The following is a 26,678-nucleotide window of genomic DNA, read 5'->3' as shown; positions in this document are numbered from 1 at the left end:
CTAACCGGCGGATTCGCCGGGTTGCCGGGTGACAGCTATTGTTTTGGGGTGTGTAGGAAGGGTCTTTTTTTCAGCGCTGAACCACAGGGAAGGACAGCGCGTGCCCAGACTGAGGGCCATTTAACAGCGAGGGAATGCCAGATGAGCGAGACAAAACCGATTGACCCGCAGGACTTGGTGAAATGGCTGGTGGCGCTGCGGCGGGCGATCAACCGCCGGGATTTGTAGCGCAGTGTGGGAGCCAGCTCCCACATTTTTGATCCTCGTTGCCCAACAAAAAACGCCGACGCTGTATCAGCCGTCGGCGTTCAAACCTTGAAGGGGGTTTGGCAAATCAGAACGCCGGCAACACCGCGCCGCTGTATTTCTTATCGATGAAGGCTTTGACTTCAGGGCTGGTCAGGGCCTTGGAGAGTTTCTGGATGGCGTCGCTGTCCTTGTTGTCTGGACGGGCTACCAGATAGTTCACGTACGGCGAGTCGGCGCCTTCAATGATCAACGCATCCTTGGCCGGGTTCAGGCCGGCTTCCAGGGCGTAGTTGGTGTTGATCATATCCAGGTCAACCTGGTCCAGGACGCGCGGCAGCAGGGCCGATTCCAGTTCCTTGAACTTCAGGTTCTTCGGGTTGCTGGCGATGTCCTTTGGCGTGGACAGGGCGTTTTTCGGGTCCTTGAGGGTAATCAGGCCGGCCTTCTGCAGCAGCAACAGGGCGCGACCACTGTTGGAGCCTTCGTTGGGAATGGCCACGGTGGCGCCGTCTTTCAGGTCTTCAAGCTTGGTGACTTTCTTCGAGTAGCCGCCAAACGGTTCTACGTGCACGCCAATCACGGTGACCAGGTTGGTGCCTTTACCTTTGTTGAAGTTTTCCAGGTACGGCAGGGTCTGGAAGTAGTTGGCGTCCAGACGCTTCTCGGCCACTTGCACGTTCGGTTGCACGTAGTCGGTGAAGACCTTGATTTCCAGGTCCACGCCTTCTTTGGCCAGGGTCGGCTTGATCAGCTCAAGGATCTCGGCGTGCGGCACCGGCGTGGCCGCGACCACCAGTTTTTCGTTGGCTTGAGCGATACCGGCAGTCAGGGCCGCCGCCAGGGCGGTGAACAACAGAACCTTTTTCATGCAGTGTCCTTAATCGAAAATCCGGGACGTCGGTGACGGCCGCTTCTTATGGGGGTGCCAGCGATGTGCTATCGCGGCGTGGAATGGACAATACCGATATTTTTTATTCCCGAACAATACCTTTTATTCACTTTGATATTCCATTTTGCTCATACAGAGCCCAAGCCCTGAAACAGACGCGTCAACGCTGCGCGCTCGACTTCGCTGCCGCTGCTCAGGATCTGTCGCACCTGATGCTCAATCTGCGCCACCGACGCCACCGGCAGGTTCAGATGCTCCGGCAAGATCTCATCGCCGCTGCTGACCAGCAGCGCAAAGTGGATCACGTTCTCCAGCTCCCGCGTATTGCCCGGCCAACTGTGCTGCTCCAGCACCCGTTGCGCGTCCTCGCTGATCAACGGCACCGGCAGGTCCAGGCGCTGGCTGTAGATCCCCAGGAAGTACTCGGCCAGGGACAGGATGTCGCCTACGCGCTCGCGCAGCGCCGGCAGTTCCAGCTGGCCTTCGCTGAGGTAATGGAACAGGCGCTCATGGAATTTACCCACGGCCACCGCCTGGGCCAGGTCGATGCTGGTGGCAGCGACCAGGCGCACGTCCACCGGGCTCGGCTGATGGGCGCCGACGCGAGTGACTTCGTGGTTTTCCAGGGCGGCGAGCAGCTTGATCTGGATCGGCAGCGGCAAGTCACCGATCTCATCGAGGTACAAGGTGCCGCCGTTGGCCGAGCCGAACCAACCGGCGCGGCTGCTGGCCGCGCCGCTGTGGCTGCCGGCGGCATAGCCGAACAGTTCGGCATCGGCGTAAGTGGGGCTGATCGCACCGCAGTTGACCGACACAAACAGGCCGCTGCGGTCACTGCCGCGATGGATATGGCGCGCCAGCAGCTCTTTGCCGCTGCCGGTTTCGCCGCGAATCAGTACGGGCAAGGCACGCGGGGCCAGGCTTTGAAGGTCTTCGCGCAGTTGCCGGGAACGGGGGTCGACAAATACCAGCGCCTTGGCGCGGATGCTCAAGGGGCTTTTTTCGGCATCGGGGAAGGTCAGCAGTGGCTGGCCAAAGGTTTCATGCAGGCTCATGGCAGGCTCCCGCCCCAATTCCACTTAAGGGACGGGGCGTTGAAAAGTATTAGGCGCGGCGCCGGGAGTGATGCTCCAGACGGTTTTGCAGGCGATAGAGGTAGGCGAAACCCTGCTCCCAGCGCTGGTGGCCGGACTTCACGTTGATATGCCCGGCGCCTGCGAGAATTCCGGCTTCAGCCCCCCAGTTCCGCGCCAGCTCCAGGGCCCGAGGGGCGCTGACCGCACTGTCGTTGTCGGAGCTGACGACCTGGCTGGGAAACGGCAACAGGTCGCGCGGAATCGGTGCAAAGTTGCGCAACGCCGGCGCACACGCGGGGCGCTCGACATCCGCCGGGGCCACCAGCAAGGCCCCGCGCACCTGGCGCAGGAACTGCAATGGCGCGCTGGCCGCCCAGTGCGCCACGGTGATGCAACCCAGGCTGTGGGCGATGAGAATCACCGGGGTGCTGTCGGCCGCAATGGCTTCAGCCAGGGCCGCCACCCAGTCTTCGCGGCGCGGGGTCAACCAGTCGGCCTGCTCCACGCGGGCGCTGTTGGGCAGGCTGTTCTGCCAATGGGTTTGCCAATGATCTTCTGGCGATCCTTGCCAGCCCGGCACGATCAGGTAACGGATCAACTCGCTGTGCATGGGTGTGCCCTCCTGCAGCGTTTAACGTTGCTGACCAGTATAGGGACGGGGCATATATTCGTTAAGGAATAAGAAGCTATTTATTAATAACCAAAAACACAAAACCTTTTCGCTCAAAATGTAGGCGCTGGCTTGCCAGCGATTGCGCCGTGTCCGCCGAAACATTCATCGACTGACTCACCGCTATCGCTGGCAAGCCAGCTCCTACAGGGGTTGGGCAGACGGCTTAAATCACAGGCAAAAAAAAGGCCGCACCCTGCCAAGGAGACGGCCAAAAAATTGTCGAGGCTGTTGACACTAACGCGCAGTAATCACCGACAGCTTGGTAATTCCCGCTCGCTCAATCGACGCCATGGCCCGAGCCACTTCGCCATAGTTCACACCATCGTCAGCCTGCAGTTGTACCCGCACCTCTGGGTCCTTCGCCTTGGCGGCCTGCAGGTTGAATTCCAGCAGGTCCGGCTGGATTTCATCCTTGTTGATAAACACTTTGCCGGCGCCGTCGATGCTCACCACCAACGGGTCTTTCTGCTCCACCGGGGCCACGGCCTCGGTCTTGGGCAGGTTGATCGGGATCGCATTGGTCAACAGCGGGGCGGTGACGATAAACACCACCAGCAGTACCAGCATCACGTCCACCAGGGGCGTGACGTTGATCTCACTCAGTACCTCGTCGCTGTCTTGGGTGGAGAAGGCCATATCAGGACGCCTCCTTCACTTTTTGCGCGCTGCCCTGGGCGGCGTTTTTGTGCAGCGCCGGGTGGACCAGCACGCGGAACGAATTTTTCTGCGCCAGGCTGTAGAAGTCATGGGCGAAGTCATCCAGGTCGGCAGCCGTCAGCTTCAGGCGACGCAGGAAATAGTTGTAGACCAGTACCGCCGGTACGGCGACGGCGATCCCCACGCCGGTCGCGACCAGCGCCGCACCGATGGGCCCGGCCACGGTTTCGAGGCTGGCGGAGCCCGCGGCGCTGATCCCTTTCAACGCTTCCATGATCCCCCACACGGTGCCGAACAGCCCGATAAAGGGCGAGGTGCTGCCAATACTCGCGACCACGGCCAGGCCGGTTTCCAGGGAGCGCCGCTCACGCACGATCTGCTGGCGCAGGGCACGTTCGAGGCGGTCCTGGTGGTTGATCGCCTGGCTCAAGTCAGCGGCGTGCGGCGCATCACCGACCTGGATCGCGGCATACCCGGCCTGGGCCACACGGGCGGCGGCGCCGGGGTGGGTTTCGCTCAGTTCGGCGGCCGAATCGAGACTCGACGCTGCCCAGAACTGTTTGTGGAACTTGCGATCCTGGGCCTTGAGGCGGCCGAACTGCACGCCCTTGAGCAGGGCCAGGCCCCAGGTGGCGACGGAAAAAACCACCAGCAGCCAGATCACCGCGCTTTCGATGGATTCAAGTGGAGATGCCAGTAACGTCATGATGCGGTCCTCGGTGTAAGCGATAGAGTGTCGAGCAAAGGCTCAATGAATCTTGAAATCGATAGGTACGCTGACCCAGCCATCCTGGGCCACGTCGCCCTGCTTGGCGGGCACGAAGCTCCAGCGCTTCACGGCGCTGAGTGCGGCGTCGTCGAGTTGCTGGCGACCGCTGCTCTTTTGCACCTGGATTTCACCGGGCTTGCCGCTGGCCAATACATGCACCCGCAACAACACCGTGCCTTCCCAGCCACGGCGCTGGGCCAGTGATGGGTACTCGGGCGCCGGGTTCTTCAGGTACGCAGCGTTGGCCGAAGCAGGCGTCACCGGTGCCGGCGCAGGCGCAGCTGGCGTGGGCGCGGGGGGTGCCGGCTGGGGTGGCGCAGGCGGCTGTTCGACGGCTTTGGGCACCGGCTTGGGTTCGGGCTTGGGCACAGGTTTTGGCTTGGGCTTGGGAACCGGCTTGGGTGGCGCCGGCTTGGCCGCCAACTCATCCACGACCGGTGGCGGTGGTTCTACAACTGGCGGCGGTGGCGGTACAGGCGGCGGCGGTTCCACCACCGGCGGCGCCGGCTGGGAAAACTCGATGGTCATCGGTGGAATTTCCGGCGGCACAATCGGCAGCACCGGCACCGGTTTCTGGCTGACCCAGTAGATCACCGCGCCATGCAGCGCCAGCGCCAACAGGCCCAATAAAATGCCTTCACGGCGGCTCAAGATCCCCTTGGGGGTTTTCTGCAAACGCAACTGCCCCAAGGGCGCGCGATGCGGCCGGCCAAGGTCGACCAACTCACCACTCGGTGCCTGGCGCCACTGCGCCTCATGTGCACTGGCGGCGGTCTGGACATTGCCCATTGATTCACTCCCTGCTGTCTTCAGCGAAAAAACCGACGGGCCTGCGGGGCGACCGTCGAGAGCTGAATCATCGGGGGCAGACGCTTATCTCTTAAAGTAATCTTTAAAGTTATACATAGACCAAACAGGAATATGAAAAATCAGCGCTTGGCCCAAAGCCACGCCCCACGCGGCCTGGCGGCGAGAGGCAAAATCATGATGCTTTGCGGGCATGCAAAATATTCCTCAAAGGCATGGCTCAGCGCGGGCTGGCCTCGCATAAATCCCACAATTGCCCCTGCAGGCTCTGCCCCGCCGCCCCCATCCCATTGCGCCCATACAGCGCCAGCCGCACGCCCTGCACCGCGGGCAAACCACTGTCGGCGCCGAGCACCACATGCCCGGCCTGCACCACCCGCTCAGGCAGCAGGCTGATGCCCAACCCCGCCGCCACCGCCGAACACACACTGGCCAGGCTCGCGCTGGAATAGCCAATGCGCCAGCGCCAGCCACCGACTTCCAGGTGCTGGAGCATTTCATTGCGGTACAGGCCGCCCACCGGGAACGCCACCAAGGGCAATGGGTCGCGGCCCAGGGCCGGCATGTGGCGGCTGTCGACCCAGCACAACGGCTCCGGCCAGGAGGCCAGGCAGTCGTCGCTGTCGCCCATCTGCTTGACCAGCAACACATCGAACTCACCGCCGCGATACTGGCGCAACAGCGCCGGCCCCAGGCCGCTGGTGACCTCCAGGCGCACCCGTGGGTAGGCCACGACAAACGCCGACAGCAACGGCATCAAGCGCTCGGCGGCAAAATCCTCGGGCACGCCCAGGCGCAGCACACCGTCGCTCTGCTGGTTGATCAGCACATCGGCGGCTTCTTCGTTGAGTGCCAGGATGCGCCGCGCATAGGCCAGCAGGCGTTCACCCTCGACCGTTGCCACCACCCGGCGCTGATCACGGTCGAGCAAGCGGCAGCCGACACTGTCTTCCAGGCGGCGCAATTGCTGGCTGACCGTGGATTGGGTGAGGTGCAGGCGTTCGGCGGCGCGGGTGAAATTCGCACAATCGACAACGGCGACAAAACTGCGCAACAGCACGGGATCGAACATGAACACCACCATCGGGTTTGCCACTGGTTGGCATGGTTATATTTAATTTCAGAATACCCCAGGCGGTGGCCATACTTCGCGTTCACCGAGAGGGGAGATTTTCCATGACTGACGATCAGCGTCATCTGCAACACGCCGTTGCCCTGGCGCAGGACAACGTGGCCTGTGGCGGACGGCCGTTTGGCGCCGTCCTGGTCAAGCACGGCGAGGTGTTGGTGGAAGCGGTCAACCAGATCCACCTCGACCAGGACCCCACTGCCCACGCCGAGATGCTCGCCATTCGCCGCGCCAGCGAGCAACTGGGCCCACGCCTTGAAGGCTGTGTGATCTACGCCAGCGGCCAGCCGTGCCCGATGTGCCTGGGCGCGATGTATATGTGCGGCGTATCCCGCGTGGTGTTTGCCGCGAGCAATGAAATGGCCGCGCCTTTTGGCCTGTCGACCGCAGCGATTTACCAGCAGATGGGCCTGGCACTGAGCGCACAGCCCTTGCCCGTCGAGCACTTGCCTGTGCCGGCCATGCAAGCCCTTTACCGTCAATGGAAAACCCTGCATGACCCTGAATAAATCCCTCGCCGGCTGGGGCCTGCTGGTCGTGCTGGGCCTCAACCTGCGGCCGATCCTCAGCTCTATCAGCCCGTTGCTCGGGGAAATCCGCCTGGCCACCGGCCTGAGTTTCCAGAGCAGTGCCTTGCTCACCAGCCTGCCGGTGGTGTGCATGGGTTTGGTGGCGCTAGTGGGCATCCGTGTCGAGGCGCAGCTGGGCGAACGACGCGGGATTGCCCTGGGCTTGATGATGATCCTGCTGGCGTGCCTGGCGCGCTGGCTGCTGGGCCAGGCACCGGCACTGCTGGCCACGGCGTTGCTGGGCGGCGCCGGGGTAGCGCTGATCCAGGCGCTGGTGCCGGCGATGATCAAGCGCCAGTTCCACCACCGGGTGCCACTGGCGATGGGGGTGTACTCAGCCTCGTTGATGGGTGGCGGTGGCTTGGCGGCACTGCTCAGCCCGCTGGTGGCCAGCCATTTCCAGCACTGGCAGGCCGGCCTTGGCATCTGGCTGCTGCCGGCGCTCGGCGCGTTGCTGCTGTGGGCGTGGCTGCCGTTGGGCGCGGCGAAGAACCTGCAGGTGAGCGCGCCGCTCCAGGGCCTGCGCAATCGTCGCGCCTGGTTACTGGCGCTGTATTTCGGCCTGGTGAACTGCGGGTACATGAGCATGGTGGCGTGGCTGCCGGCGTACTACCAGCAACTGGGTTGGGGCGTGCTGCCCAGTGGCTCGCTGCTGGCGTTCATGACGATTTTCCAGGTGATTGCCGCGCTGTTGATGCCGGCGCTGGCGCAACGCGGTATCGACCGCCGGCCCTTGCTGACCATCAGCCTGCTGGCCCAGACCGTGGGCTACCTCGGCCTGCTGCTGGCGCCGCTGCAATACCCGCACCTGTGGGTGGCGCTGATCGGCTTCGGCCTGGGGGCATGTTTTGCCCTGAGCCTGCTGTTGACCCTGGACCATCGCCGCGACCCACGGGAAGCCGGGCAACTGGCGGCATTCGTGCAGGGCGTGGGTTTTCTGATCAATGCCGTGTCGCCGTGGATGACCGGCTGGCTGCGCGAACTCACCGGCAGTTTTGTCAGCGCCTGGATAGTGCTGACCGTGACGGTGATCGCGATGCTGGTGGTGACCCGGGTCTTCAGCCCGGCCACCTACCGCACAGAGCCTGCGCGCGAAGCCGCCCTGCTGTAGGAGCCGGCTTGCCGGCGATGGCGGTGGGTCAGATATCGATCCGGTGACCGATAGACCGCTATCGCCGGCAAGCCGGCTCCTACGGATGGGGGGCTAGAAGTCGTAGCGCCCGGTCACCCCCAGCGTGCGCGGGGTGCCCAGCAGCCCTTCATAGCCACCGTTGCCGCCTGTCCACAGGGTGGTGTAGTAGGTCTTGTCGAAGGCGTTTTTCAGCCATAGCGACACGTCCCACTGACCCTGCTGGAAATCGCCGCGCAGGCCGGTGGACAGGTTGACCACCGCATAACCCGGGATCTGCCCGTAATCCGAATCCTCCACCGTACCCACCGCCTTGGAGCGGTAGGCATAGCTTGCGGTGACGTAGGGCTCCAAACCGTTATCCAGGTTCCACTTGTATTCGCCGTTGGCGTTGGCAATCCACTTCGAGGCGCCCACCACCGGGTGCCCGCTGAGATCGCACGAGGCCGGTGCACCCGGGCGCAGGCTGACTTCCGGTGGGCATGGCGCATCTTTGTACGACAGGTAGCGCACATCGTTGAACGAGCCATTGATGTTCAGCGTCAGGCCACGGATCGGCACCAGGGTGCTTTCCAGCTCCACCCCACGCGAGCGCACGGAGCCGGCGTTGGTCAGGTACTGCACGCGGTTGCCATAGTCGTAGGCGTTGGTCTGGTAGCCGTTGACCTGGGTCCAGAACAGGTTGGCGTTGAGTTGCAGGCGACGGTCCCACAGCGTGCTCTTAAAGCCCAACTCGGCGTTGTTGGCGCGCTCGGTGCCGATCAACAGCGAGTCTGCACCAGCGGTCGGGGCAGAGCCCACTGCCAGGTTGACCCCGCCGGATTTCTCACCGTGGGACAAGGTCGCATAGCCGAGCAAGTCATCGCTGAAACGGTAGCTGAGGTTGAGCAGGCCAGAAGGGCTGGTGCTGTACTGGTTGAGATCGCCCGAATCGTAGGCTCCGGCACGGCCACGGCGTGCGGTCGCCGCCGCGCCCGCCACCGTTGCGCCACCTTGCGGCGCGTTGCGGCTGACCGAGGCGCTTTTTTCTTCATAGGTGCCGCGCAGGCCGGCAGTGAAATCCAGGCGTTCGGTAAGGTGCCAGGTGCCCTGGGCGAACAGGGCAAAACTGTCGGTGCGGATATGCCCGTTGCCGACGCTGCTGACATTGCTCAAGGCCCCTGCTGGCGTGCCGTTCCAGATATCGGCCTGGGGCCCGTAGTAAGCGAAGGATTTGTTGTCCAGGTCGGAGCCAAAGTAGTAAGCGCCCACCACGTAATCGAAGAACCCACCGGTAGGCGAGGCCAGGCGAAACTCCTGGGACCACTGTTTATCTTCCACCGATACGCCAGCGTTATACGAGGCCGGCACGTTAAGGCCGTCGTCGTTGCGCGGGGTGAAATTCCACCAGCGGTAGGCGCTGACCGAGGTCAGGGTGAAGTCGCTGGGCAGGGTCCAGTTGGCCTCAAGGGACGTGCCACCCTGGAACACTGTGACGCGCTGGTCGTTGTCCAGGTTGACCTTGCGGTGGGAGCCGTTGACCAGGGTCGCCCCGGCCGCATCGGCCCGCGATTGGTAGAGGTTGGTGCCGTTGATGGTCGGGCCGGTGCTGTACAGCACGCGGGTGCCGGCGCTGGAGTCCTCTTCGTTGTAGTCGCCGATCCAGCGCAGGTTGAACGCCTCGCTGGGCTTGTACAGCAGTTGCCCGCGAAAGCCCTGGCGTGAACCGCCGTTGAGGTCGTGGCCGTTGTATTGGTTCTGGATATCGCCGTCGCTGCGGGTGCGATAGGCCGAAAAGCGCCCGGCCAGCTCATCGTTGAGCGGCCCGGAAATCGTGCCCTTGGTCTGGAAATAACCGTCTTCGCCCACCGAGGTCTCGATGCTGCGCTCCGGGGTGAAGCTCGGCGCGCGGGTGCTGATATTGATCACCCCGGCCGTGGTGTTCTTGCCAAACAGCGTGCCTTGCGGGCCGCGCAAGACCTCAAGCTGCTCGATGTCCATCAGGTCGAATACCGCCATGCCCGGGCGCCCGAGGTACACGTTATCGATATACAGCCCGACACTGCCTTCCAGGCCATCGCTGGCCGGGTTGTTGCCCAGGCCGCGAATCGACACGCTGGACTGGCGCGCATGCATGTAGGCGACGTTGACGCTGGGCACCAGTTGCTGCAAATCCTGGATCCGATAGACCCGCTGGCTTTCCAGCGCCTGGCCACCGATCACACTCATGGGCGTGGGTACTTCCTGGGCGCTTTCGGTGCGGCGGCGGGCCGTCACGGTGACCGTTTCCAGTTGCCCGCTGGCGCTCTCGCCCTTGCGCGCGGGGGCGGGTGTTTCGGCGGCCTGGCTCGGCAACCAACTGGCACTGCCCGCCAGCAACAGCGCCAGGGGCAGGCGCTTGAGCCGCCAGGGGGAAGACGGTACAGCGGGCTTCGACACACTCATAAGCGGCTCCGGAATCGCGGAATATGCACAGTTACATATTCTATAAAGTTATTTATTTATGTTTTTACAAACATTTACTGCATAAGAGATAGCCTTTATAAGGAGTCGACCTAATGCATAGCCAATGCATTTCCCCGATATTTTTAATGTGAAAAATGCATATCGACTTGCGCCAGCTCCGTCACTTCATCGCCCTCGCCGAACAGCGCAGCTTTGTCGCGGCCGCGACCACCGTGAACCTGTCGCAATCGGCCTTCAGCCGTAGCATCCAGGCCCTGGAGCACAGTGCCGGCTGCCAACTGGTGGATCGCGGGCGCAAGGACCTGGCCCCGACCAAGCAAGGCCAGGTGCTGCTGGAACATGCACGGCGCCTGGTCAGCGGCGCGCAGCAGTTGGCCAACGAGATCAGCCAGTTCAACGGCCTGGAAGCCGGCGAGCTGCGCTTTGGCTGCGGCCCGGCCCCGGCGGCCGGGTTGATCCCGCGCGCGATCGGCAGCTTTATCGGGCGCTACCCCAAGGCTCGCGTGCAGTTCCAGGTGGATGACTGGCAAAGCCTGGGCAAGCGCCTGCTCAGCGAAGAGTTCGAATTCTTCGTCGCCGACACCCGCCACTTCGAAGCCAACCCCGACTACCAGACCCACCGCCTGCGCCCGCGCAAATGGCACTTTTGCTGCCGCAGCGGGCACCCGTTGGCCCAGCGCGAAAGTGTCAGCGCCGCCGAGCTGATGAGTTATCCCCTGGCCGTGACCATCCGCCCGCCGAACCTGCGCAAGGTCATCGTCGACCTCAGCGGCCGGCCGGACTACACGCCCAATGTCGAATGCGAGAACGGCTACAGCCTGCTGGGGGTGGTGCTGCGTTCCGACGCCATCGGTATCGTCAGCGCCAACAGCGACGTGCTGCACATGGCCCGGGGCGACTTGGTGTGCTTGAAGATCGACGGCCTGGCCGAAGACCTGGAGGAGCGTTACACCCGCTATGGCATCGTCAGCCGGGCGGGGTATCGGTTGTCGCCGCTGGCGGAGGCGATGATCGAGCAGATCAAGGAGGTGGATGAGCAGGATGAGCAGGTGTGTGAGCTGGAGAATCTTGCGGTCTGAACGACCGCTATCGCGGGCAAGCCCGCTCCCACAGGTTGATCGCATTCCAATGTGGGCTGACCATGCACCGACTGCATAAACCTCATTCCCCAAATGCACTTGCCTCACCCCCGCTTCACCGGCGAAAAACACCGCCTGTTCCCCGTTCGGTAAACCCTCATGTCCCCTGTGCGCAACGTGCTCTACATCATGTGCGACCAACTGCGTCGCGATTACCTTTCCTGCTACGGCCACGCCCACCTGCACACGCCCAATATCGATCGCCTGGCCGCCGCCGGCGTGCGTTTCAGTCGCGCCTACACCCAGGGCACGATCTGCGGGCCGTCGCGCATGTCGGCCTATACCGGGCGCTACGTCAGCAGCCATCAAGTGGCATGGAACGCCGTGCCGCTGCCCCTGGAAGAGCTGACCATCGGCGACTACCTGCGCCCCCACGGCATCCGCACCGCGCTGGTGGGCAAGACCCACGCCACGCCCAATCTCGACGCCTTGCAACGCCTGGAGATCGACCCCGACAGCGCGCAAGCGCAGCCACTCAACGAGGTCGGATTCGAGGCGTACTTTCGCCATGACGGGATCTTCCCCGACAGCCCGCTGTTCGAAAGCAAGCGCGAGTCCGCGCCCTACACCCACTACCTGCGCGAACAGGGTTATGCCGGCGCCAACCCCTGGCATGAATGGGCCAACGCCGCCGCCGGCGAAGACGGGGAAGTCCTGAGTGGCTGGCAAATGCGCAACGCCCACTTGCCGGCGCGGGTGGACGAGGCGCATTCGGAGACGGTCTACACCACCGACCGCGCCATCGACTTTATCCACGAACAAGGCGAGCAGCCCTGGTGCCTGCACCTGTCGTACATCAAGCCGCACTGGCCCTATATCGCGCCTGCGCCGTATCACGCGTTGTATGGCGCCGATCAGGTGCAGGCGCCCATCCGCGCCGAGCCCGGGCAGGCCAGCGATCACCCGGTGTACCAGGCCTTCCGCCAACACCAGGAGAGCCTGAATTTTTCCCGCGACGAGGTACGGCTACGGGTGATTCCCACCTACATGGGCCTGATCAAGCAGGTGGATGACCAGCTCGGCCGACTGTTCGATGTGCTGCACAGCACTGGCCGCTGGGATGACACGCTGATTGTGTTCACCAGCGACCATGGCGACTTCCTCGGCGACCACCACCTGGGCGAAAAAGAGTTTTTGCTGGAGCCGGCGGTGGGGGTTCCGCTGATTGTCCGCGACCCGCGTGCCGCTGCCGATATCAGTCGAGGTACGGTGGACGCGCGCCTGGTGGAAACCATCGATGCCCTGCCCACGTTCCTTGAGGCCCTGGGCCTGCCCAACGCCGAGCATCGCCTGGAAGGCCGCTCGTTGATCGCGCTGCTGCATGGCCTGGAAACCGACTGGCGCCGCTACGCCATTGCCGAGTACGACTACGCCTTCCAGGCCCCGGCCCGCGAACGCCTGGCGCAGCCGATCGACCGTTGCCGCATGACCATGGTGCGCAGCGAACGCTGGAAATACCTGGCCTATGACGGCTTTCGCGCGCAGCTGTTCGACCTCGAAAACGATCCCCAGGAACTGCACGATTTGGGCGCTGACCCGGCGTATGCCCCGGTGCGCGAAGAGCATCAGGGCTATCTGTTCGAATGGCTGCGGGGTTTGAAGCGGCGCACCACCATCAGCCACGCGGAGATTGACCTGCGGGGCCAGCGGTTTCGTTATGGGGAGCCGGAAGCGGAAAAGGTGGTGCAGATTGGGGTTTGGTAACCCCCAAAATCCCCTGTGGGACGCGGGCTAGTGTGGGAGCGGGCTTGCTCGCGAAAGCGGTATGTCAGTTAACAACTGTGTTGGCTGATCCGCCGCTTTCGCGAGCAAGCCCGCTCCCACATTTGATCTGCGGTGGGTTACGCGCCTTTGGTCGTCACACTCCGCTGCCCCTGCACGCTCACCGGCACATCACCCTTGAGGGTCACGCGGCGCACGATGCGTTCCTGGGTGCCGTAGTCATCCACTGCGTAATGCTGGGTGGCGCGGTTGTCCCAGATCGCTACGTCGCCGGTGTTCCAGCGCCAGCGCACGGTGTTTTCCAGGCGGGTGACGTGGCTTTGCAGCAAGTTGAACAAGTGCGCGGAATCGGCCTGCGAGTAGCCCTTCAGGCGCTTGACGAAATGCCCCAGCAGCAAGGTCTTCTCGCCGCTGACCGGGTGTACGCGCACCACCGGGTGCTCGGTCTCGTACACCGTCGAGGTGAAAATCTTGCGGTATTCCTCGAGCTTTTCAGGCGCCACATCCGGCTTGCGCGCGGCGTAGTCGTATTCGTTGCTGTGTACCGCCCACAGGGTGTCGGCCAGCGCGCGCACTTCGGGCGTCAAGTCGTTGTAGGCGCTGGAAGTGTTGGCCCAGACCGTGTCGCCACCCGATGGCGGCGCCAGCACCGAACGCAGGATCGAGGCCTTGGGGTACGCATCGACGAAGGTCACATCGGTGTGCCAGGAGTTGGCACGATGACCACGGGCGCCATCAAGTTCCAGCAAAAACCGCGTGCCATCGCGCACCGGCACCGTGGGGTGGGCAATCGGCTCGCCGAGCAAGTGGGCAAACGCTTCCTGGCTCTGGTCATCGAGGTGAGTCTGCTGCCGAAAGAAGATCACCTTGTACTGCACCAGCGCTTGCTGGATGGCGTCGACGGTGGCGGCGTCGAGGTCGCCGGACAGTTTGATGCCCCGGATCTCGGCGCCGATACGCCCGGCGACCGGGTGGATATCCAGCGCCAGGGCGACGGGTTGAACAGCGAGTGCGGCATTGCTCATTGGATGACCCTCATGTGTCTGCTTACGGTTGGGTGACGCTGTGCCAACGCTCTATTCATATGCAATTTAGGTCTAGCAAATGAACACATGCTTCGTTGACGGAATAAGAGCTTGCATTTAAAACCTCAGCTCCCCTGGTCGCAAATGCCTTCGACCTATTTTTAAAATGCCGGGAAAGCATATGGATCTTCGCCAACTGCGCTACTTCATCGCCCTCAACGAACACCGTAGTTTTGTGCGCGCGGCCGACGCCATGGGTATCACGCAACCGGCGTTCAGCCGCAGCATCCAGGGCCTGGAACAGGAATTTGGCTGCGTGCTGGTGGACCGTGGCCACAAGGATCTGCGCCCCACCCCGGAAGGCCAGGTGGTGCTGCAACATGCCCTGAGCTTGGTGCACGGCGCCGCGCTGCTGAGCAGTGAAGTGACGCGCATGACCAAGCTCGATGCCGGCGAACTGCGCTTCGGTTGCGGCCCGGCGCCAGCGGTGAAGCTGGTGCCGGACGCGGTGGCGCGCTTCGTCAACGCGCACCCGAAAATCCGCACGCGATTTCAGGTGGATAACTGGGAAACCCTGAGCCGCAGCCTGAGCCGGGAAGAGATCGAATTCTTTATCGCCGACATCCGCCAGTTCGAAGCCGATCCGAATTTTCAGACCCAGGCGCTTTCGCCCAAGCGCGGGGTATTTTTTTGCAGGCCTGGCCACCCACTGCTGGCCAAGGACAGCCTTTCGACCAACGACATGTTCGACTACCCGCTGGCGTCGCCGCTGATCTCCCAGGGCATTCGCAAACTGCTGGCGAACCTCAGCGGGCGCATGGACTTTTCACCGAGCATCCAGACCGAACACTTCCCGGCGCTGGTGAAGATCGTGTTGCAGTCCAACGCCATTGGCGTGGGCACCGAGGAAGCCTTTGCCGAGGACATCGCCCGCGGCGCCCTGGTGCTGCTGCACTGGCGCAACCTGCCACAGAACATGGAGACCATGAGCGCGCGGTGCGGGATCGTCAGCCGCACCGGCTCGCGCTTGTCGCCGGCGGCAAAAGCGATGATCGAGACGTTGGTGGCGGTGGATCGGCAGGAGGTGGATGTGGCGGTCTGAAGGGCGCCATCGCAGGCAAGCCAGCTCCCACATTTGACCGCACTCCCATGTGGGGGCTGGCTTGCCTGCGATGAGGCCCGTTCATGCACTGTAGATTTCACTTCGCGGTCTAGCGGGCCCCTGTAGGAGCCGGCTTGCCGGCGAAAAACCTGAGCACACTGCGGGGCACCAGGCACCCCGCGTTATCGTTGAAGTCTCCTACAGTTGCGCCGCCGCCAACCCCGGCACCACCCAATCACTGACCTGGAACGACTTGCGAATCAGCCGCTCCTTCGAGGCCAGATCCACCGCGTCCTGCAGTTTGCCCAGGAACACCGGATCCAACGTCGACGGGAAAATCTCACTGAGTTTCTGATCCTTCAGATCATTGGTCAGAATCACCGGCGGATAACTCGCCAGCCCCGACACCAAATCGATATACGCCTGCTTGTTGTTGTCATCGGTCAACCACTGCACCGCCTGCTGCTGCGCCTTGAGCAGCTTGGCCACCACCTCGGGATGGGCGTCGACAAACGTGCCGCTGCCCACCAGCACCGCCTGGATGCTGCCTGCGTCGCCAAGGTCCTTGGTGGTCAGGGGGATTTCGGCCAGGCCCTTGGCCTGCAATGAACTGAGGTTCGACCCGCCCCAGGTCGCATCGATCTGCTTGGCGGCCAGGGCGGCCACGGCGGCGTTGAAATCCAGGTTGATGATCTTCAGGTCCTTTTCACTCAAGCCCTGGCTGGCCAGGGCGCCGTTGAGGGACAACTGGGTGGCCGTGCCGCGAAACACCGCCACACGCTTGCCCTTAAGGTCCTGCAAGGTCTTGATCCCCGAGCCCGGCACCACGCCCAGGTATTGCTTCACCCCGCGAGCGGTGGCGCTCAACAGGCGGGTGTCGAGGCCATTGGAACGGCCGATGATCGCTGCCAGGTCGCCCAGGTAAGCCAGGTCCACCTGGCCGTTGGCAAAGGCTTCATTGATCACGGGGCCGGCGCCCTTGAAGTAATTCCACTGGATCTTGATGCCCTGGTCGGCGAAGGCTTTTTCAAAGATCTGCTGGCTCCTCAGCACATCCGTCAAGCCACCACCGCTGTTCTGGGTACCGGCGCTCAGGTCGGGCACGGCGATGCGGATTTCCTTGAGGTCGGCGGCATGCACCAGCCCGGCGAGCGCGGTGCCGGCGACCAGGGTGATCAAGCGTTTAAAGGGCAGTTTCATAGAGGTGCTCCTGTGGGCGGCGGTGGCCTTTGGAGCAGAAAGTACGCACAACACGATCAAAACTTTAAATACTATAAATTCACAATTTAATAGCTTTTTGGACTATGCAGCCGCAGACGCCGGTTCCAGAGGGTTATGCATCAACAGCATGGAAAATATTCTCCAAATGCATTGGATGCGTGTCGGGCAGAGGCTTTAAATGGTTTTTCTTATCCCTAAATAATCTTGATTGTTTGTTTATAAGATCAAAATCACATAACGAACTCGCCGACCACGGAGGTCTTCCATGGCCCGAATCTCACTGTTGAGCCTGCCGCTCGCCGCCCCTGCCAAGGCCGGGCGGGCACATTGGCCGAACCTGAGTGAACGCCTGCTGCCATGGCTGCTGCCACTCACGCTGTTTGCGCTGTGGTGGCTGGCCAGCCGTCAGCACTGGATGAGCGAGCAGATATTGCCCGCCCCCGCGCTGGTCTGGAGCAGCGCCGTGGAACTGGCCGGCGGCGAGTTGTGGAGCCATTTGGCGATCAGCCTGCAACGGCTGTTCTGGGGTTTGCTCGCAGGGGTCGGCGCCGGGGCGTTACTGGGTGCGCTGCTGGGCTTGAGTGCCCGCGCCGAGCGCCTGGTGTTCCCCACCTTCAGCGCCCTGTCGCAAGTCCCGACCCTGGCCTGGATCCCGCTGTTCATGGTGTTTTTCGGGATCGGCGAAACCCTCAAGCTGGTGGTGCTGGTCAAGGCGATTGTGGTGCCCGTGACCCTGCACACCCTGGTCGGCGTGCGCGACGCCCAGCCCGGTTTACGCGAGGCCGCGCGGGTGCTGCGCTTGCCCACGCACCTGCTGATCCGCCGGCTGATCCTGCCCGCCGCACTGCCCGCCTTCATGGCAGGTGTACGCCTGGCCCTGGCCGCCGGCTGGACCTCGTTGCTGGCCGTGGAATTGCTGGCCTCCAGCGAAGGCATCGGCTACCTGATGGTGTGGGCACGGCAGCTGTTCATGCTCGATATCGTATTTGTATGCATCGTGGTCATTGGCGTGCTGGGCGTGGCGATGGATCGCGGCATTGGCTGGCTGGATCGCAAGTGGGTGCACTGGCCCCATCCGGCGACCGCGCAGATCCGCCGTGGCCCGCACTACCAGGGCTGGCAACGCCTGCAACCGTGGTTGCTGCCCTTGAGCCTGTTGGCGCTGTGGCAGTCGGCGACAGCCCTGGACTGGGTCGATCCCAATATCCTGGTCAGCCCGTGGACCGTGTTGTACACCACCGCCAGCGGCATATTCGATGGCAGCCTGCTCAGCGCCCTGGGCAAAAGCCTGGGACGCACCTTGAGTGGCTTGCTCCTTGGCGGCGGGCTGGGTTTTGCCCTTGGCCTGCTGTTGGGCCTGTCGCGCCGCAGTGAGCGGGTACTGGGCCCGACCCTGGCGGCGCTGCGCCAGATCGCGATTTTTGCCTGGGTACCGCTGCTTACCGCCTGGTCCGGCCTGGGGGAGTTGGCCAAGTCGGTGTTTATCGCCCTTGCCGCGTTTTTCCCGCTGTTTATCGCCACCCAACGCAGCGTGCTCAACCTCTCGCCGCAGCTCAATGAAGCCGCCCAGGTGCTGCGCCTGAGCCTGGCCCTGCGCCTGCGCCGCCTGGTGCTGCCGGGGGCGGCGGCGGGCATTTTTGCCGGGCTGCGCCTGAGCCTGATCTACGCCTGGCTGGGCACCATCGGCGCGGAATATTTCATGCCGTCCAATGGCGGCATCGGCAGCCTGATGATCGGCGCCCAACAGCTGCTGCGCATGGACCTGATCATGAGCGGCATGCTCCTGGTCGGCCTCACGGGCGCGGCACTCAACCTTATCGGCCAACGCATCGAAACCCGCGCCACGCGCTGGAGACACGCATGACTGCACCTATCGTCAGCTTCAACCATGTGGGCAAGACCTTCGACGTCGATGGCTTCGAGCTGGAGGCCATCCGCGAATTCAACCTGGACATTGCCGAGGGCGAGTTCGTCGCGATCGTCGGTTCCAGCGGCTGCGGCAAATCCACCTTGCTGCGCCTGCTGATCGGCCTGGATACGCAGTTTCGCGGCGAAATCCGCGTCGATGGCAAGGCAGTGCAAGGCATCGGCGGCGAGCGCGGCATCGTGTTCCAGGAACACCGTTTGTTCCCGTGGCTGACGGTGGCAGAAAACATCGGCCTGGGCCTGGTCAACGAGCCTTTGAGCGAGGCCCAGCGCCAACAGCGCATCAGCGATTTTATCGAACTGGTGGGCCTCACCGATTTCACCCGCGCCTACCCACACCAATTGTCCGGCGGCATGGCACAACGGGTGGCAATCGCCCGTGGCCTGGTGGCCAGCCCGCGCATCCTGTTGCTGGACGAGCCCTTCGGCGCCCTCGACGCCCTGACCCGCCAGCAGATGCAGGATGAACTGCTGGCGATCCGCGCCCGCGCCAGAATCACCACGGTGCTGGTGACCCACGATGTGGAAGAAGCGATTTTTCTTGCCGACCGCGTGGTGGTGATGGAGCCCCGGCCCGGGCGGATCAAGCAGGTGGTGGATATCGCCCTGCCCCATCCGCGCCAGCGCAGCAGTTTCGACTTCCACCAATTGCGCGAAGAACTGCTGCACGAGCTGATCAGCGACGACCATTACCAGCCGCCGCTGCGTGAACAGATCCGTGACCTGCCCCTGGCGTTTATTGCCTGCTGAATGAGGAGTGTCTTGATGTCGCAACGTCCCAACTTTCTAGTGATCCTGGCCGATGACATGGGCTTCTCCGACCTCGGGGCCTTTGGCGGGGAGATCTTTACGCCGCACCTGGACGCCCTGGCGCTCAACGGCCTGCGCCTGACCGATTTTCACACCGCGCCCACCTGCTCGCCGACCCGTTCGATGCTGCTCACCGGCACCGACCACCATATCGCCGGCATCGGCACCATGGCCGAGGCGCTGACCCCGGAGCTGATCGGCAAGCCGGGCTATGAGGGCTACCTCAACGACAAGGTGGTGGCCCTGCCCGAACTGCTGCGCGACGCCGGCTACCAGACCCTGATGAGCGGCAAATGGCACCTGGGACTGACCGCCGAACTGGCGCCCCACGCCCGGGGTTTCGAGCGCTCGTTTTCGCTGCTGCCGGGGGCGGCCAACCACTATGGTTTCGAGCCGCCCTACGACGACACCACCCCTGGCCTGCTCAAATCCACCCCGGCGCTGTATATCGAGGACGACCGCTTCGTCGAGCAATTGCCCGAAGGTTTCTATTCCTCCGATGCCTTTGGCGACAAGCTTTTGCAGTACCTCAAGGAACGCGACCAGGCCCGGCCGTTCTTCGCCTACCTGCCGTTTTCCGCCCCGCACTGGCCGTTGCAGGCGCCGGTAGAGATCGTCGACAAATACCGTGGCCGCTACGACGCCGGCCCCGAGGTGCTGCGCCTGGAGCGCCTGGAAAAACTCAAGGCCCTGGGACTGATCGATGCCGAGGTCGAGCCCCATCCGCTGATCGAGCTGAACACCCAGTGGGCGGCCCTGAGCGATGAACAACGCCAGGTTTCGGCGCGGGCCATGGAAGTGTATGCGGCGATGGTCGAGCGCATGGACTGGAACATCGGCCGGGTGGTGGAGTACCTGCGCCAGCAGGGGCAACTGGACAATACCTTCATCCTGTTTATGTCCGACAACGGCGCCGAGGGCGCGCTGCTGGAAGCCTTCCCCAAATTCGGGCCTGAGCTGCTGACTTACCTCAACCAGCATTACGACAACAGCCTGGGCAACATCGGCCGCGCCAACTCCTATGTCTGGTACGGACCGTCCTGGGCCCAGGTGGCCACCGCGCCGTCGCGCCTGTTCAAGGCCTTCACCACCGAAGGCGGGATCCGCGTGCCGGCGCTGGTGCATTACCCGCAGTTGGCACTCAAGAGTCGGATCAGCCATGGCTTTGGCACGGTGATGGATATCACCCCGACCATTCTCGACCTGGCCGGCGTGCGCCACCCCGGCAAACAGTGGCGCGGCAAGCCGATTGCGCCGCTGCGGGGCAAGTCGTGGCTGGGCTTTTTATCTGGGGAAACCGCGCAGGTGCACGACGAACATACCGTCACCGGCTGGGAACTGTTCGGCCGCCGGGCGATTCGCCAGGGGCAGTGGAAGGCGGTGTACATCCCAGGGCCCGTGGGGCCGGCGACCTGGCAGCTGTATGACTTGGGCAGGGATCCTGGAGAGATCCATGACCTGGCGTTGAGCCAGCCGGAAAAGCTGGCGACCTTGATTGGCCATTGGCAGCAGTATGTGGAGGAGACCGGGGTGGTGCTGAGTGCTTCGCCGTTTCAGCCGGACTGAGGTTATTTAGTGCCTGGGAGGGCCCTTTCGCGAGCAAGCCCGCTCCCACATTTGACCGAGTACATTCTTTGGAATGTGGTCGGATGTGGGAGCGGGCTTGCTCGCGAAAGGGCCGCTACAGGCACCGCCTACCCCTGCGCCATCTCCCGCAACCGCAGGGCATCAAGTATCTCAATCTCCCCATACCCCAACCGCACAACGCCCTGCTCTTGCAACGTCTTGAGCAGCGCATTGATCGTCTGGCGCGACACACCCAGCATCGCCGCCAAATCTTCCTGCGCCAGTTGCACCACGCGCCGCGAGCCGTCGATCTCGCCATAACCCTCGGCAATCATCCACAGCCGATGGGCCACCCGCACCGACGCCGGCGCAAGGCTCAACTGCTCGATATTGATAAAGGTCAGCCGCAACTTCTGGCTCATCAACAACGCCATGTCCCGCCAATAGGCCGGGCTTTGCGCAAGCAAGTGCAGGATCGCCGACTGCGGCACCTGCAACAGCGTGCAAGGCCCGACCGCACAAGCGTCATGGGTGCGTGGCAGGCCGTCGAACACGGCGATTTCGCCAAACCAGAAGGGCGCTTGCGCCAGGCTCAACAACGCCTCCTTGCCCTGGGCGCTCACTGCGCTGATCCGCAGGCTGCCATCGAGCACCGCATACAAGCCACATGGCGGATCACCGCGCTTGAACAGCACCTGCCCCGCCGCCAGCTGCCGCACGCGGGCGTGGGCCAGCAAGCTATGCTGCAAGGGAGCAGGCAGATGGCGGTACCAGTGGCCGCTGGACAGGCGCCCATGCCAAGACTCTGCGTCCATGAGAACTCCAAAGATTGTCGCCCAGTTGACAGTTTGTCGCAGTCCTACAGGGCATGATCAAGCATCCTACAGGAGGAATAACAATGAAAAGCCTCGTCGACCACCTCAGCCAATACGCTGCCTACCACCGCGACCCGCGCAACATCGCCAGCCACTTTATCGGCATCCCCATGATAGTGGTGGCCGTCGCCGTGCTGCTGTCACGCCCCGAATGGCAGGTGGCCGGCCTGTGGCTATCACCGGCGGTGCTGCTGGCGCTGTTTTCTGCAGGGTTCTACCTGCGCCTGGAACTGGCGCTGGGGGTGTTGATGAGTGTGCTGATGGGCCTGTCGGTCTGGGCTGGACATGTGCTGGCGGCGCAAAGCACGCTGGTGTGGCTCAGCAGCGGCATCGGCCTGTTTGTGCTGGGCTGGGTGATCCAGTTTGTCGGCCATTACTACGAGGGGCGCAAGCCGGCCTTTGTCGATGACGTGTCCGGGCTGATCGTGGGGCCGCTGTTTGTGGTGGCGGAGTTGGCGTTTTTGCTGGGGTTACGCCATGAGCTCAAGCGGCAGATTGAAGAGCGGTCGGGGCCGGTGCGCGCGCTCGCTCGACACACACCTGTGTAGGCGCTGGCTTGCCTGCGATAGCATCACTGCGGTGTGACTGATACACCGAGGTGTCTGCATCGCAGGCAAGCCAGCTCCTACAGGTGATTGGTGCAGGCCAGAGACTCAGGCTTTTTGCCAGACCTTGGGCTTGAAGAACAACGTCTCGCCCCGCTCCAGCCCGGTCAGGCTGTCGTGATCCTTCACCACTTCCGCTTCGATCAGTTCGCTCTGGCCTTCGACCTTCAGCGTGACCCGCGTGGTAGCGCCCAGCGGGCGGATGTCGCGCACTTGCGCAGCGTGGTGGTCTTCCAGTTCATGGCGTGACAACGACACTTCGTGCGGGCGGAACAGCAGGTGCTGGTCTTCGCCCAGGTGCAGGCGGTTGGAGTCGCCGAGGAAGTGATAGACGAAATCGCTGGCCGGGTTTTCGTAGACGTCGCCCGGCGAGCCGATCTGCTCGATCACGCCTTTGTTCATCACCACGATCCGGTCGGCAACTTCCATGGCTTCTTCCTGATCGTGGGTCACGAACACCGAGGTCAGGTTGATGTCCTCGTGCAGGCGGGCCAGCCAGCGGCGCAGCTCTTTACGGACCTTGGCGTCCAGGGCGCCGAAGGGTTCGTCGAGCAGCAGCACCTTGGGCTCCACCGCCAGGGCGCGGGCCAGGGCGATCCGCTGGCGCTGGCCGCCGGAGAGTTGTTCCGGGTAGCGATCCGACAACCAGTCCAGTTGCACCATGTTCAGCAGTTCGTGGACCTTGGCGGCGATCTGGGTTTCGTTCGGGCGCTGGCTCTTAGGTTTCATGCGCAGGCCGAACGCGACGTTGTCGAACACGGTCATGTGGCGGAACAGCGCGTAGTGCTGGAACACAAAACCGACGTTGCGATCACGCACATCGTGGCCGGACACGTCTTCGCCGTGGAACACGATGCTCCCGGCATCCGGGGTTTCCAGGCCGGCAATGATGCGCAGCAAGGTGGTCTTGCCGCAGCCGGAGGGGCCAAGCAATGCCACCAGCTCGCCACTCTGGATATCCAGATTGATGCTGTCCAGGGCCTTGAAGGCGTTGAAGTTCTTGCTGACGTTACGGACTTCGATCGACATGACTTATTCCTCAGCCGCACCGGCGCGCAGGCGGTTAATACGGTTCTCGCTCCACTGCTTGAGCAGCAGGATGAAGAGCGCCAGGATCAGCAACAGACTCGCCACCGCAAACGCGGCGACGTGGTTGTATTCGTTGTAGAGAATCTCGACGTGCAGCGGCAAGGTGTTGGTCACGCCGCGAATGTGGCCGGACACCACCGACACCGCGCCGAACTCACCCATTGCCCGCGCAGTACACAGCACCACGCCGTAGATCAGGCCCCACTTGATGTTGGGCACGGTGACATGCCAGAACATCTGCCAGCCATTGGCGCCCAGCAGGCGCGCGGCTTCTTCTTCCTGGGTGCCCTGCTCCTGCATCAGCGGGATCAGCTCACGGGCCACGAACGGCACGGTGACGAAGATCGTCGCCAGCACGATGCCCGGCAAGGCGAAGACGATCTGGATATCGTGATCCTGCAACCACGGCCCAAAGAAGCCTTGGGCACCGAACATCAGCACGTAGACCAGGCCGGCGATCACTGGCGAGACCGAGAACGGCAGGTCGATCAGGGTCACCAGCATGCTCTTGCCACGGAACGAGTACTTGCTCACGCACCAGGCCGCACTGACGCCGAACACCAGGTTGAGCGGCACCGAGATCAGCACGGCAATCACCGTCAGCTTCAAGGCCGACAGCGCGTCGGGCTCAAAGATCGCGGCAAAGAACGCACCCAGGCCGAGCTTGAGGCCCTGGGACACCACGATAAACAGCGGCAACAGCAAAAACAGGGCGAAGATCAGCCAGCCAAGGCCGATCAGGATACGGCGCGAAACCGCACTGCCACGGCGGGCAGCGTTGGCCGAAGACGCGGCGGAAATAGACGATTGGGACATGTTCCGCGCCTCCTTATGGGTGTTCGATGCGCCGCTGCAACAAGTTGATCAGCAGCAGCAGGACAAAGGAAACCACCAGCATCAGCACGCCGATGGAGGTAGCGCCGGTGTAGTCGTATTGGTCGAGCTTGACCATGATCAGCAGCGGCAGGATCTCGGTTTTCATCGGCATGTTGCCGGCAATGAAAATCACCGAGCCGTACTCACCCACGCCACGGGCAAACGCCAGGGCAAACCCGGTCAACCAGGCTGGCAGCAGCGCCGGCACGAGGATGTAGCGGAACACCTGCAAGGGCTTGGCGCCCAGGCAGGCGGCGGCTTCTTCGATTTCCCGGGGGATATCGGCCAATACCGGCTGCACGGTGCGCACCACAAAGGGCAGGGTGACGAAGGTCAGGGCCAGGGTGATGCCCAAAGGGGTGTAGGCGATCTTGAAGCCCATGTCGGTGGCGAACTGGCCGACCAGGCCGGACGGCGCATACAGCGCGGTCAACGCAATACCGGCCACGGCGGTGGGCAGGGCGAACGGCAGGTCGATCATCGCGTCGATAATCTTGCGCCCGGGGAAGGTGTAGCGCACCAGCACCCACGCCAGCAACGTACCGATCACGCCGTTGATCAGCGCGGCGTACAGGGCGGTACTGAAGCTCAACTTCAAGGCTGCCCAGACCCGCGGCGCCGAGATGATGGCCCAGAACTGATCCCAGGTGAGTTGGGCGGCATGGACGAACATGGCCGCCAGCGGTATGAGCACAATCAGGCTGAGGTACACCAAGGTGTAGCCCAGCGTCAGCCCGAAGCCGGGTATGACGGGGGAGATACGACGCGACATAAAAGTCCTTGGTTAACAGTTCAATACCACTGCAGGAACGAACTCACGTGGGAGCGGGCTTGCTCGCGAAAGCGGTGTGTCAGTCACTAAATGCGTTGACTGGCACACCGCTTTCGCGAGCAAGCCCGCTCCCACATAAGTCGCATTCCACAGGGAGGCCGTGTTGGTTATTGGGCAGTGTAGATCTGGTCGAACACGCCACCGTCGTTGAAGAATTTCGGTTGGGCAGTTTTCCAGCCGCCGAAGTCTTTGTCGATAGTCACCAGGTCCAGTTTCGGGAACTGCTGGGCGTATTTGGCGGCCACATCCTTGTCACGCGGGCGGTAGAAGTTCTTCGCCGCGATCTCCTGGCCAGCCGGGCTGTACAGGTGGTTGAGGTACGCCGTGGCAATTTCGGTGTTGCCCTTTTTCTCGGCATTCTTGTCGACCACGGCCACGGGTGGCTCGGCGAGGATCGACAGGGACGGCACGATGATGTCGAACTTGTCAGCGCCGCCATCTTCCTTGAGGGCCAGGAACGCTTCGTTTTCCCAGGCCAGCAACACGTCACCCTGACCGTTGTTGACGAAGGTGATGGTCGAACCGCGAGCACCGGTGTCGAGGATCGGCACGTGCTTGAACAGCTCTTTCACGTATTCCTGGGCCTTGGCTTCGCTGCCACCGGCCTTGAGGCCATAAGCCCAGGCCGCGAGGAAGTTCCAGCGGGCGCCGCCGGAGGTTTTCGGGTTTGGCGTGATCACCGATACGTCATTTTTGATCAGGTCGCCCCAGTCCTTGATGCCCTTGGGGTTGCCCTTGCGCACCAGGAACACGATGGTCGAGGTGTATGGCGTGCTGGCTTCAGGCAGGCGGGTCTGCCAGTTCTCTGGCAGGGTCTTGCCCAGCTTGGCGATTTCGTCGATGTCGCCGGCCAGGGCCAGGGTCACCACGTCGGCGCGCAGGCCGTCGATCACCGCCCGGCCTTGCTTGCCCGAACCACCGTGGGACTGCTGGATCTTCACGTTGTCGCCAGGGTGTGCCTTCTTCCAGAAAGCCGTGAATTCAGCGTTGTAGTCCTGGTACAGCTCACGGGTCGGATCGTAGGAAACGTTGAGCAGCTCGTAATCCTTGGCCACTGCGGAACCGGCAAACACGGCGCTGGCCAGGGCGGCCAGGGCATAACGGCGAATCGACGACATAGACAAGCTCCTGAAATTCTTGGGTGTTGGCTTTTCTTATTAGTACGGGTCCCGCAATCGAAGCGCCGTGTTGCCTCAGCTCGGTTTGTTGCCCGGGCTCTGCAAGCGGAATTTCTCTTTGCGTTCGATCTGCACCACTTGTGCGTTGTGTACGGTGATTTCCACTGCGCCAAAACGCAGGTCACGCAATGCGCTTTGGATCTCGCGCAAAATGGCTGCTTCGTCCTGGCCGTCAACGCTGCGTAGAGATGCGCTCATGGTCGTGCTCCTGAAATGAGAAGTGCCTGGCAGTGGCGGCACTGCTTGCGGCGTGAGAGCGATAGTAGATAAGCGCGGATATTCTTAAAAATACTATTTAAGAATGTTTATATAACCAGAAA

Annotated in this window: 25 protein-coding genes; 9 read left to right on the top strand and 16 right to left on the bottom strand. The window is 62.8% G+C overall.

What is annotated here, in order from left to right:
* Positions 1-334: 334 nt before the first annotated feature.
* The 7 genes from HBO12_RS12895 to HBO12_RS12865 form a co-directional block, all read right to left on the bottom strand.
* Complete coding sequence (locus HBO12_RS12895) at positions 335-1,117, bottom strand: MetQ/NlpA family ABC transporter substrate-binding protein (protein WP_169953928.1); 783 nt, start codon at positions 1,115-1,117, stop codon at positions 335-337.
* A gap of 149 nt (positions 1,118-1,266) precedes the next feature.
* Positions 1,267-2,193: a sigma 54-interacting transcriptional regulator gene (locus HBO12_RS12890; protein ID WP_169953929.1), complete on the bottom strand. Its 927-nt coding sequence runs from the start codon at positions 2,191-2,193 to the stop codon at positions 1,267-1,269.
* Positions 2,194-2,242: 49 nt separating this feature from the next.
* Entirely contained in the window at positions 2,243-2,824 is a 582-nt protein-coding gene (locus HBO12_RS12885) for an alpha/beta hydrolase (protein ID WP_032856553.1), read from the bottom strand.
* Positions 2,825-3,121: 297 nt separating this feature from the next.
* The gene (locus HBO12_RS12880) at positions 3,122-3,523 is read right to left on the bottom strand and encodes an ExbD/TolR family protein (protein ID WP_029299521.1); all 402 of its coding nucleotides are present in this window, start codon (positions 3,521-3,523) and stop codon (positions 3,122-3,124) included.
* Position 3,524: 1 nt separating this feature from the next.
* Positions 3,525-4,250, bottom strand: a complete 726-nt coding sequence (locus tag HBO12_RS12875; RefSeq protein ID WP_169953930.1) for a MotA/TolQ/ExbB proton channel family protein — start codon at positions 4,248-4,250, stop codon at positions 3,525-3,527.
* A gap of 42 nt (positions 4,251-4,292) precedes the next feature.
* A complete protein-coding gene (locus HBO12_RS12870) occupies positions 4,293-5,102 on the bottom strand; it encodes an energy transducer TonB (RefSeq protein ID WP_169953931.1) in 810 nt (269 codons plus the stop codon).
* A gap of 238 nt (positions 5,103-5,340) precedes the next feature.
* Positions 5,341-6,192 (bottom strand): LysR family transcriptional regulator, encoded by an 852-nt coding sequence (locus tag HBO12_RS12865; RefSeq protein WP_170042320.1) that lies wholly within the window; start codon positions 6,190-6,192, stop codon positions 5,341-5,343.
* 104 nt (positions 6,193-6,296) lie between these two features.
* On the opposite strand from HBO12_RS12865, the gene HBO12_RS12860 reads away from it, so the two are divergent.
* Together HBO12_RS12860 and HBO12_RS12855 are read left to right on the top strand one after the other, a co-directional pair.
* The gene (locus tag HBO12_RS12860; RefSeq protein ID WP_170042319.1) at positions 6,297-6,758 is read left to right on the top strand and encodes a nucleoside deaminase; all 462 of its coding nucleotides are present in this window, start codon (positions 6,297-6,299) and stop codon (positions 6,756-6,758) included.
* The gene (locus HBO12_RS12855; protein WP_170042318.1) at positions 6,745-7,929 is read left to right on the top strand and encodes a CynX/NimT family MFS transporter; all 1,185 of its coding nucleotides are present in this window, start codon (positions 6,745-6,747) and stop codon (positions 7,927-7,929) included. Before HBO12_RS12860 ends, HBO12_RS12855 begins: the two co-directional genes overlap by 14 nt.
* A gap of 93 nt (positions 7,930-8,022) precedes the next feature.
* Here HBO12_RS12855 and HBO12_RS12850 read toward each other — a convergent pair whose 3' ends face one another.
* Positions 8,023-10,371 carry a TonB-dependent receptor gene (locus HBO12_RS12850; RefSeq protein ID WP_170042317.1) on the bottom strand — a complete coding sequence of 783 codons (2,349 nt, stop codon included), beginning with the start codon at positions 10,369-10,371 and terminating at the stop codon, positions 8,023-8,025.
* 155 nt (positions 10,372-10,526) lie between these two features.
* Here HBO12_RS12850 and HBO12_RS12840 point away from each other — a divergent pair, with 155 nt between their 5' ends.
* Positions 10,527-11,471: a LysR family transcriptional regulator gene (locus tag HBO12_RS12840; protein ID WP_169953935.1), complete on the top strand. Its 945-nt coding sequence runs from the start codon at positions 10,527-10,529 to the stop codon at positions 11,469-11,471.
* A 159-nt stretch (positions 11,472-11,630) separates the two neighbouring features.
* On the top strand, positions 11,631-13,235 hold the full coding sequence (locus HBO12_RS12835) for an alkaline phosphatase family protein (protein WP_170042316.1): 1,605 nt from the start codon (positions 11,631-11,633) through the stop codon (positions 13,233-13,235).
* A 137-nt stretch (positions 13,236-13,372) separates the two neighbouring features.
* On the opposite strand, the gene HBO12_RS12830 is transcribed toward HBO12_RS12835, so the two are convergent.
* Positions 13,373-14,278: a TauD/TfdA dioxygenase family protein gene (locus tag HBO12_RS12830; protein WP_170042315.1), complete on the bottom strand. Its 906-nt coding sequence runs from the start codon at positions 14,276-14,278 to the stop codon at positions 13,373-13,375.
* A 181-nt stretch (positions 14,279-14,459) separates the two neighbouring features.
* Here HBO12_RS12830 and HBO12_RS12825 point away from each other — a divergent pair, with 181 nt between their 5' ends.
* A complete protein-coding gene (locus tag HBO12_RS12825; RefSeq protein ID WP_169953938.1) occupies positions 14,460-15,380 on the top strand; it encodes a LysR family transcriptional regulator in 921 nt (306 codons plus the stop codon).
* A gap of 198 nt (positions 15,381-15,578) precedes the next feature.
* Here HBO12_RS12825 and HBO12_RS12820 read toward each other — a convergent pair whose 3' ends face one another.
* Entirely contained in the window at positions 15,579-16,580 is a 1,002-nt protein-coding gene (locus HBO12_RS12820) for an ABC transporter substrate-binding protein (RefSeq protein ID WP_170042314.1), read from the bottom strand.
* A gap of 286 nt (positions 16,581-16,866) precedes the next feature.
* Here HBO12_RS12820 and HBO12_RS12815 point away from each other — a divergent pair, with 286 nt between their 5' ends.
* From HBO12_RS12815 to HBO12_RS12805, 3 genes are read left to right on the top strand one after another with little or no spacing between them, the layout of a single operon-like run.
* Positions 16,867-18,465 carry an ABC transporter permease gene (locus HBO12_RS12815; RefSeq protein ID WP_170042313.1) on the top strand — a complete coding sequence of 533 codons (1,599 nt, stop codon included), beginning with the start codon at positions 16,867-16,869 and terminating at the stop codon, positions 18,463-18,465.
* Complete coding sequence (locus tag HBO12_RS12810; RefSeq protein WP_169953941.1) at positions 18,462-19,277, top strand: ABC transporter ATP-binding protein; 816 nt, start codon at positions 18,462-18,464, stop codon at positions 19,275-19,277. Before HBO12_RS12815 ends, HBO12_RS12810 begins: the two co-directional genes overlap by 4 nt.
* Positions 19,278-19,292: 15 nt before the next feature.
* Positions 19,293-20,903: an arylsulfatase gene (locus HBO12_RS12805; RefSeq protein ID WP_170042312.1), complete on the top strand. Its 1,611-nt coding sequence runs from the start codon at positions 19,293-19,295 to the stop codon at positions 20,901-20,903.
* A gap of 128 nt (positions 20,904-21,031) precedes the next feature.
* Here the strand turns inward: HBO12_RS12805 and HBO12_RS12800 are convergent, their stop codons facing one another.
* Positions 21,032-21,718, bottom strand: coding sequence for a Crp/Fnr family transcriptional regulator (locus HBO12_RS12800; protein ID WP_170042311.1), 687 nt, complete (start codon positions 21,716-21,718; stop codon positions 21,032-21,034).
* An 83-nt stretch (positions 21,719-21,801) separates the two neighbouring features.
* Here HBO12_RS12800 and HBO12_RS12795 point away from each other — a divergent pair, with 83 nt between their 5' ends.
* Positions 21,802-22,326 (top strand): Mpo1 family 2-hydroxy fatty acid dioxygenase, encoded by a 525-nt coding sequence (locus HBO12_RS12795; RefSeq protein WP_169953944.1) that lies wholly within the window; start codon positions 21,802-21,804, stop codon positions 22,324-22,326.
* Between the two features lie 105 nt (positions 22,327-22,431).
* On the opposite strand, the gene HBO12_RS12790 is transcribed toward HBO12_RS12795, so the two are convergent.
* From HBO12_RS12790 to oscA, 5 genes are all read right to left on the bottom strand, one after another.
* Positions 22,432-23,412: a sulfate/molybdate ABC transporter ATP-binding protein gene (locus tag HBO12_RS12790; protein WP_169953945.1), complete on the bottom strand. Its 981-nt coding sequence runs from the start codon at positions 23,410-23,412 to the stop codon at positions 22,432-22,434.
* A gap of 3 nt (positions 23,413-23,415) precedes the next feature.
* Positions 23,416-24,288, bottom strand: a complete 873-nt coding sequence (gene cysW / locus HBO12_RS12785; RefSeq protein WP_029299486.1) for a sulfate ABC transporter permease subunit CysW — start codon at positions 24,286-24,288, stop codon at positions 23,416-23,418.
* 13 nt (positions 24,289-24,301) lie between these two features.
* Positions 24,302-25,120 carry a sulfate ABC transporter permease subunit CysT gene (cysT, locus tag HBO12_RS12780; RefSeq protein ID WP_029299485.1) on the bottom strand — a complete coding sequence of 273 codons (819 nt, stop codon included), beginning with the start codon at positions 25,118-25,120 and terminating at the stop codon, positions 24,302-24,304.
* 167 nt (positions 25,121-25,287) lie between these two features.
* Positions 25,288-26,298: a sulfate ABC transporter substrate-binding protein gene (locus tag HBO12_RS12775; RefSeq protein ID WP_169953946.1), complete on the bottom strand. Its 1,011-nt coding sequence runs from the start codon at positions 26,296-26,298 to the stop codon at positions 25,288-25,290.
* Between the two features lie 75 nt (positions 26,299-26,373).
* Complete coding sequence (gene oscA / locus HBO12_RS12770; RefSeq protein WP_029299482.1) at positions 26,374-26,556, bottom strand: sulfur starvation response protein OscA; 183 nt, start codon at positions 26,554-26,556, stop codon at positions 26,374-26,376.
* Positions 26,557-26,678 lie beyond the last annotated feature (122 nt).

It is taken from the genome of Pseudomonas sp. WS 5059 (genome assembly GCF_012985525.1).
In the GTDB taxonomy this organism is placed as follows: domain Bacteria; phylum Pseudomonadota; class Gammaproteobacteria; order Pseudomonadales; family Pseudomonadaceae; genus Aquipseudomonas.
Note: the sequence above shows the minus strand (reverse complement) of the source record. Positions and strands in the feature narration are given on the sequence as shown.

Excerpts from the sequence above, each read along its gene's own strand:
- HBO12_RS12850 (WP_170042317.1), bottom strand. The coding sequence starts at position 10,371 with ATGAGTGTGTCGAAGCCCGCTGTACCGTCTTCCCCCTGGCGGCTCAAG.
- HBO12_RS12840 (WP_169953935.1), top strand. The coding sequence starts at position 10,527 with ATGCATATCGACTTGCGCCAGCTCCGTCACTTCATCGCCCTCGCCGAA.
- HBO12_RS12795 (WP_169953944.1), top strand. The coding sequence starts at position 21,802 with ATGAAAAGCCTCGTCGACCACCTCAGCCAATACGCTGCCTACCACCGC.
- HBO12_RS12835 (WP_170042316.1), top strand. The coding sequence starts at position 11,631 with ATGTCCCCTGTGCGCAACGTGCTCTACATCATGTGCGACCAACTGCGT.
- HBO12_RS12875 (WP_169953930.1), bottom strand. The coding sequence starts at position 4,250 with ATGACGTTACTGGCATCTCCACTTGAATCCATCGAAAGCGCGGTGATC.
- cysW (WP_029299486.1), bottom strand. The coding sequence starts at position 24,288 with ATGTCCCAATCGTCTATTTCCGCCGCGTCTTCGGCCAACGCTGCCCGC.
- HBO12_RS12830 (WP_170042315.1), bottom strand. The coding sequence starts at position 14,278 with ATGAGCAATGCCGCACTCGCTGTTCAACCCGTCGCCCTGGCGCTGGAT.
- HBO12_RS12825 (WP_169953938.1), top strand. The coding sequence starts at position 14,460 with ATGGATCTTCGCCAACTGCGCTACTTCATCGCCCTCAACGAACACCGT.
- HBO12_RS12865 (WP_170042320.1), bottom strand. The coding sequence starts at position 6,192 with ATGTTCGATCCCGTGCTGTTGCGCAGTTTTGTCGCCGTTGTCGATTGT.
- cysT (WP_029299485.1), bottom strand. The coding sequence starts at position 25,120 with ATGTCGCGTCGTATCTCCCCCGTCATACCCGGCTTCGGGCTGACGCTG.
- HBO12_RS12815 (WP_170042313.1), top strand. The coding sequence starts at position 16,867 with ATGGCCCGAATCTCACTGTTGAGCCTGCCGCTCGCCGCCCCTGCCAAG.
- HBO12_RS12880 (WP_029299521.1), bottom strand. The coding sequence starts at position 3,523 with ATGGCCTTCTCCACCCAAGACAGCGACGAGGTACTGAGTGAGATCAAC.
- oscA (WP_029299482.1), bottom strand. The coding sequence starts at position 26,556 with ATGAGCGCATCTCTACGCAGCGTTGACGGCCAGGACGAAGCAGCCATT.
- HBO12_RS12885 (WP_032856553.1), bottom strand. The coding sequence starts at position 2,824 with ATGCACAGCGAGTTGATCCGTTACCTGATCGTGCCGGGCTGGCAAGGA.
- HBO12_RS12810 (WP_169953941.1), top strand. The coding sequence starts at position 18,462 with ATGACTGCACCTATCGTCAGCTTCAACCATGTGGGCAAGACCTTCGAC.
- HBO12_RS12805 (WP_170042312.1), top strand. The coding sequence starts at position 19,293 with ATGTCGCAACGTCCCAACTTTCTAGTGATCCTGGCCGATGACATGGGC.
- HBO12_RS12775 (WP_169953946.1), bottom strand. The coding sequence starts at position 26,298 with ATGTCGTCGATTCGCCGTTATGCCCTGGCCGCCCTGGCCAGCGCCGTG.
- HBO12_RS12855 (WP_170042318.1), top strand. The coding sequence starts at position 6,745 with ATGACCCTGAATAAATCCCTCGCCGGCTGGGGCCTGCTGGTCGTGCTG.
- HBO12_RS12860 (WP_170042319.1), top strand. The coding sequence starts at position 6,297 with ATGACTGACGATCAGCGTCATCTGCAACACGCCGTTGCCCTGGCGCAG.
- HBO12_RS12890 (WP_169953929.1), bottom strand. The coding sequence starts at position 2,193 with ATGAGCCTGCATGAAACCTTTGGCCAGCCACTGCTGACCTTCCCCGAT.
- HBO12_RS12895 (WP_169953928.1), bottom strand. The coding sequence starts at position 1,117 with ATGAAAAAGGTTCTGTTGTTCACCGCCCTGGCGGCGGCCCTGACTGCC.
- HBO12_RS12820 (WP_170042314.1), bottom strand. The coding sequence starts at position 16,580 with ATGAAACTGCCCTTTAAACGCTTGATCACCCTGGTCGCCGGCACCGCG.
- HBO12_RS12870 (WP_169953931.1), bottom strand. The coding sequence starts at position 5,102 with ATGGGCAATGTCCAGACCGCCGCCAGTGCACATGAGGCGCAGTGGCGC.
- HBO12_RS12790 (WP_169953945.1), bottom strand. The coding sequence starts at position 23,412 with ATGTCGATCGAAGTCCGTAACGTCAGCAAGAACTTCAACGCCTTCAAG.
- HBO12_RS12800 (WP_170042311.1), bottom strand. The coding sequence starts at position 21,718 with ATGGACGCAGAGTCTTGGCATGGGCGCCTGTCCAGCGGCCACTGGTAC.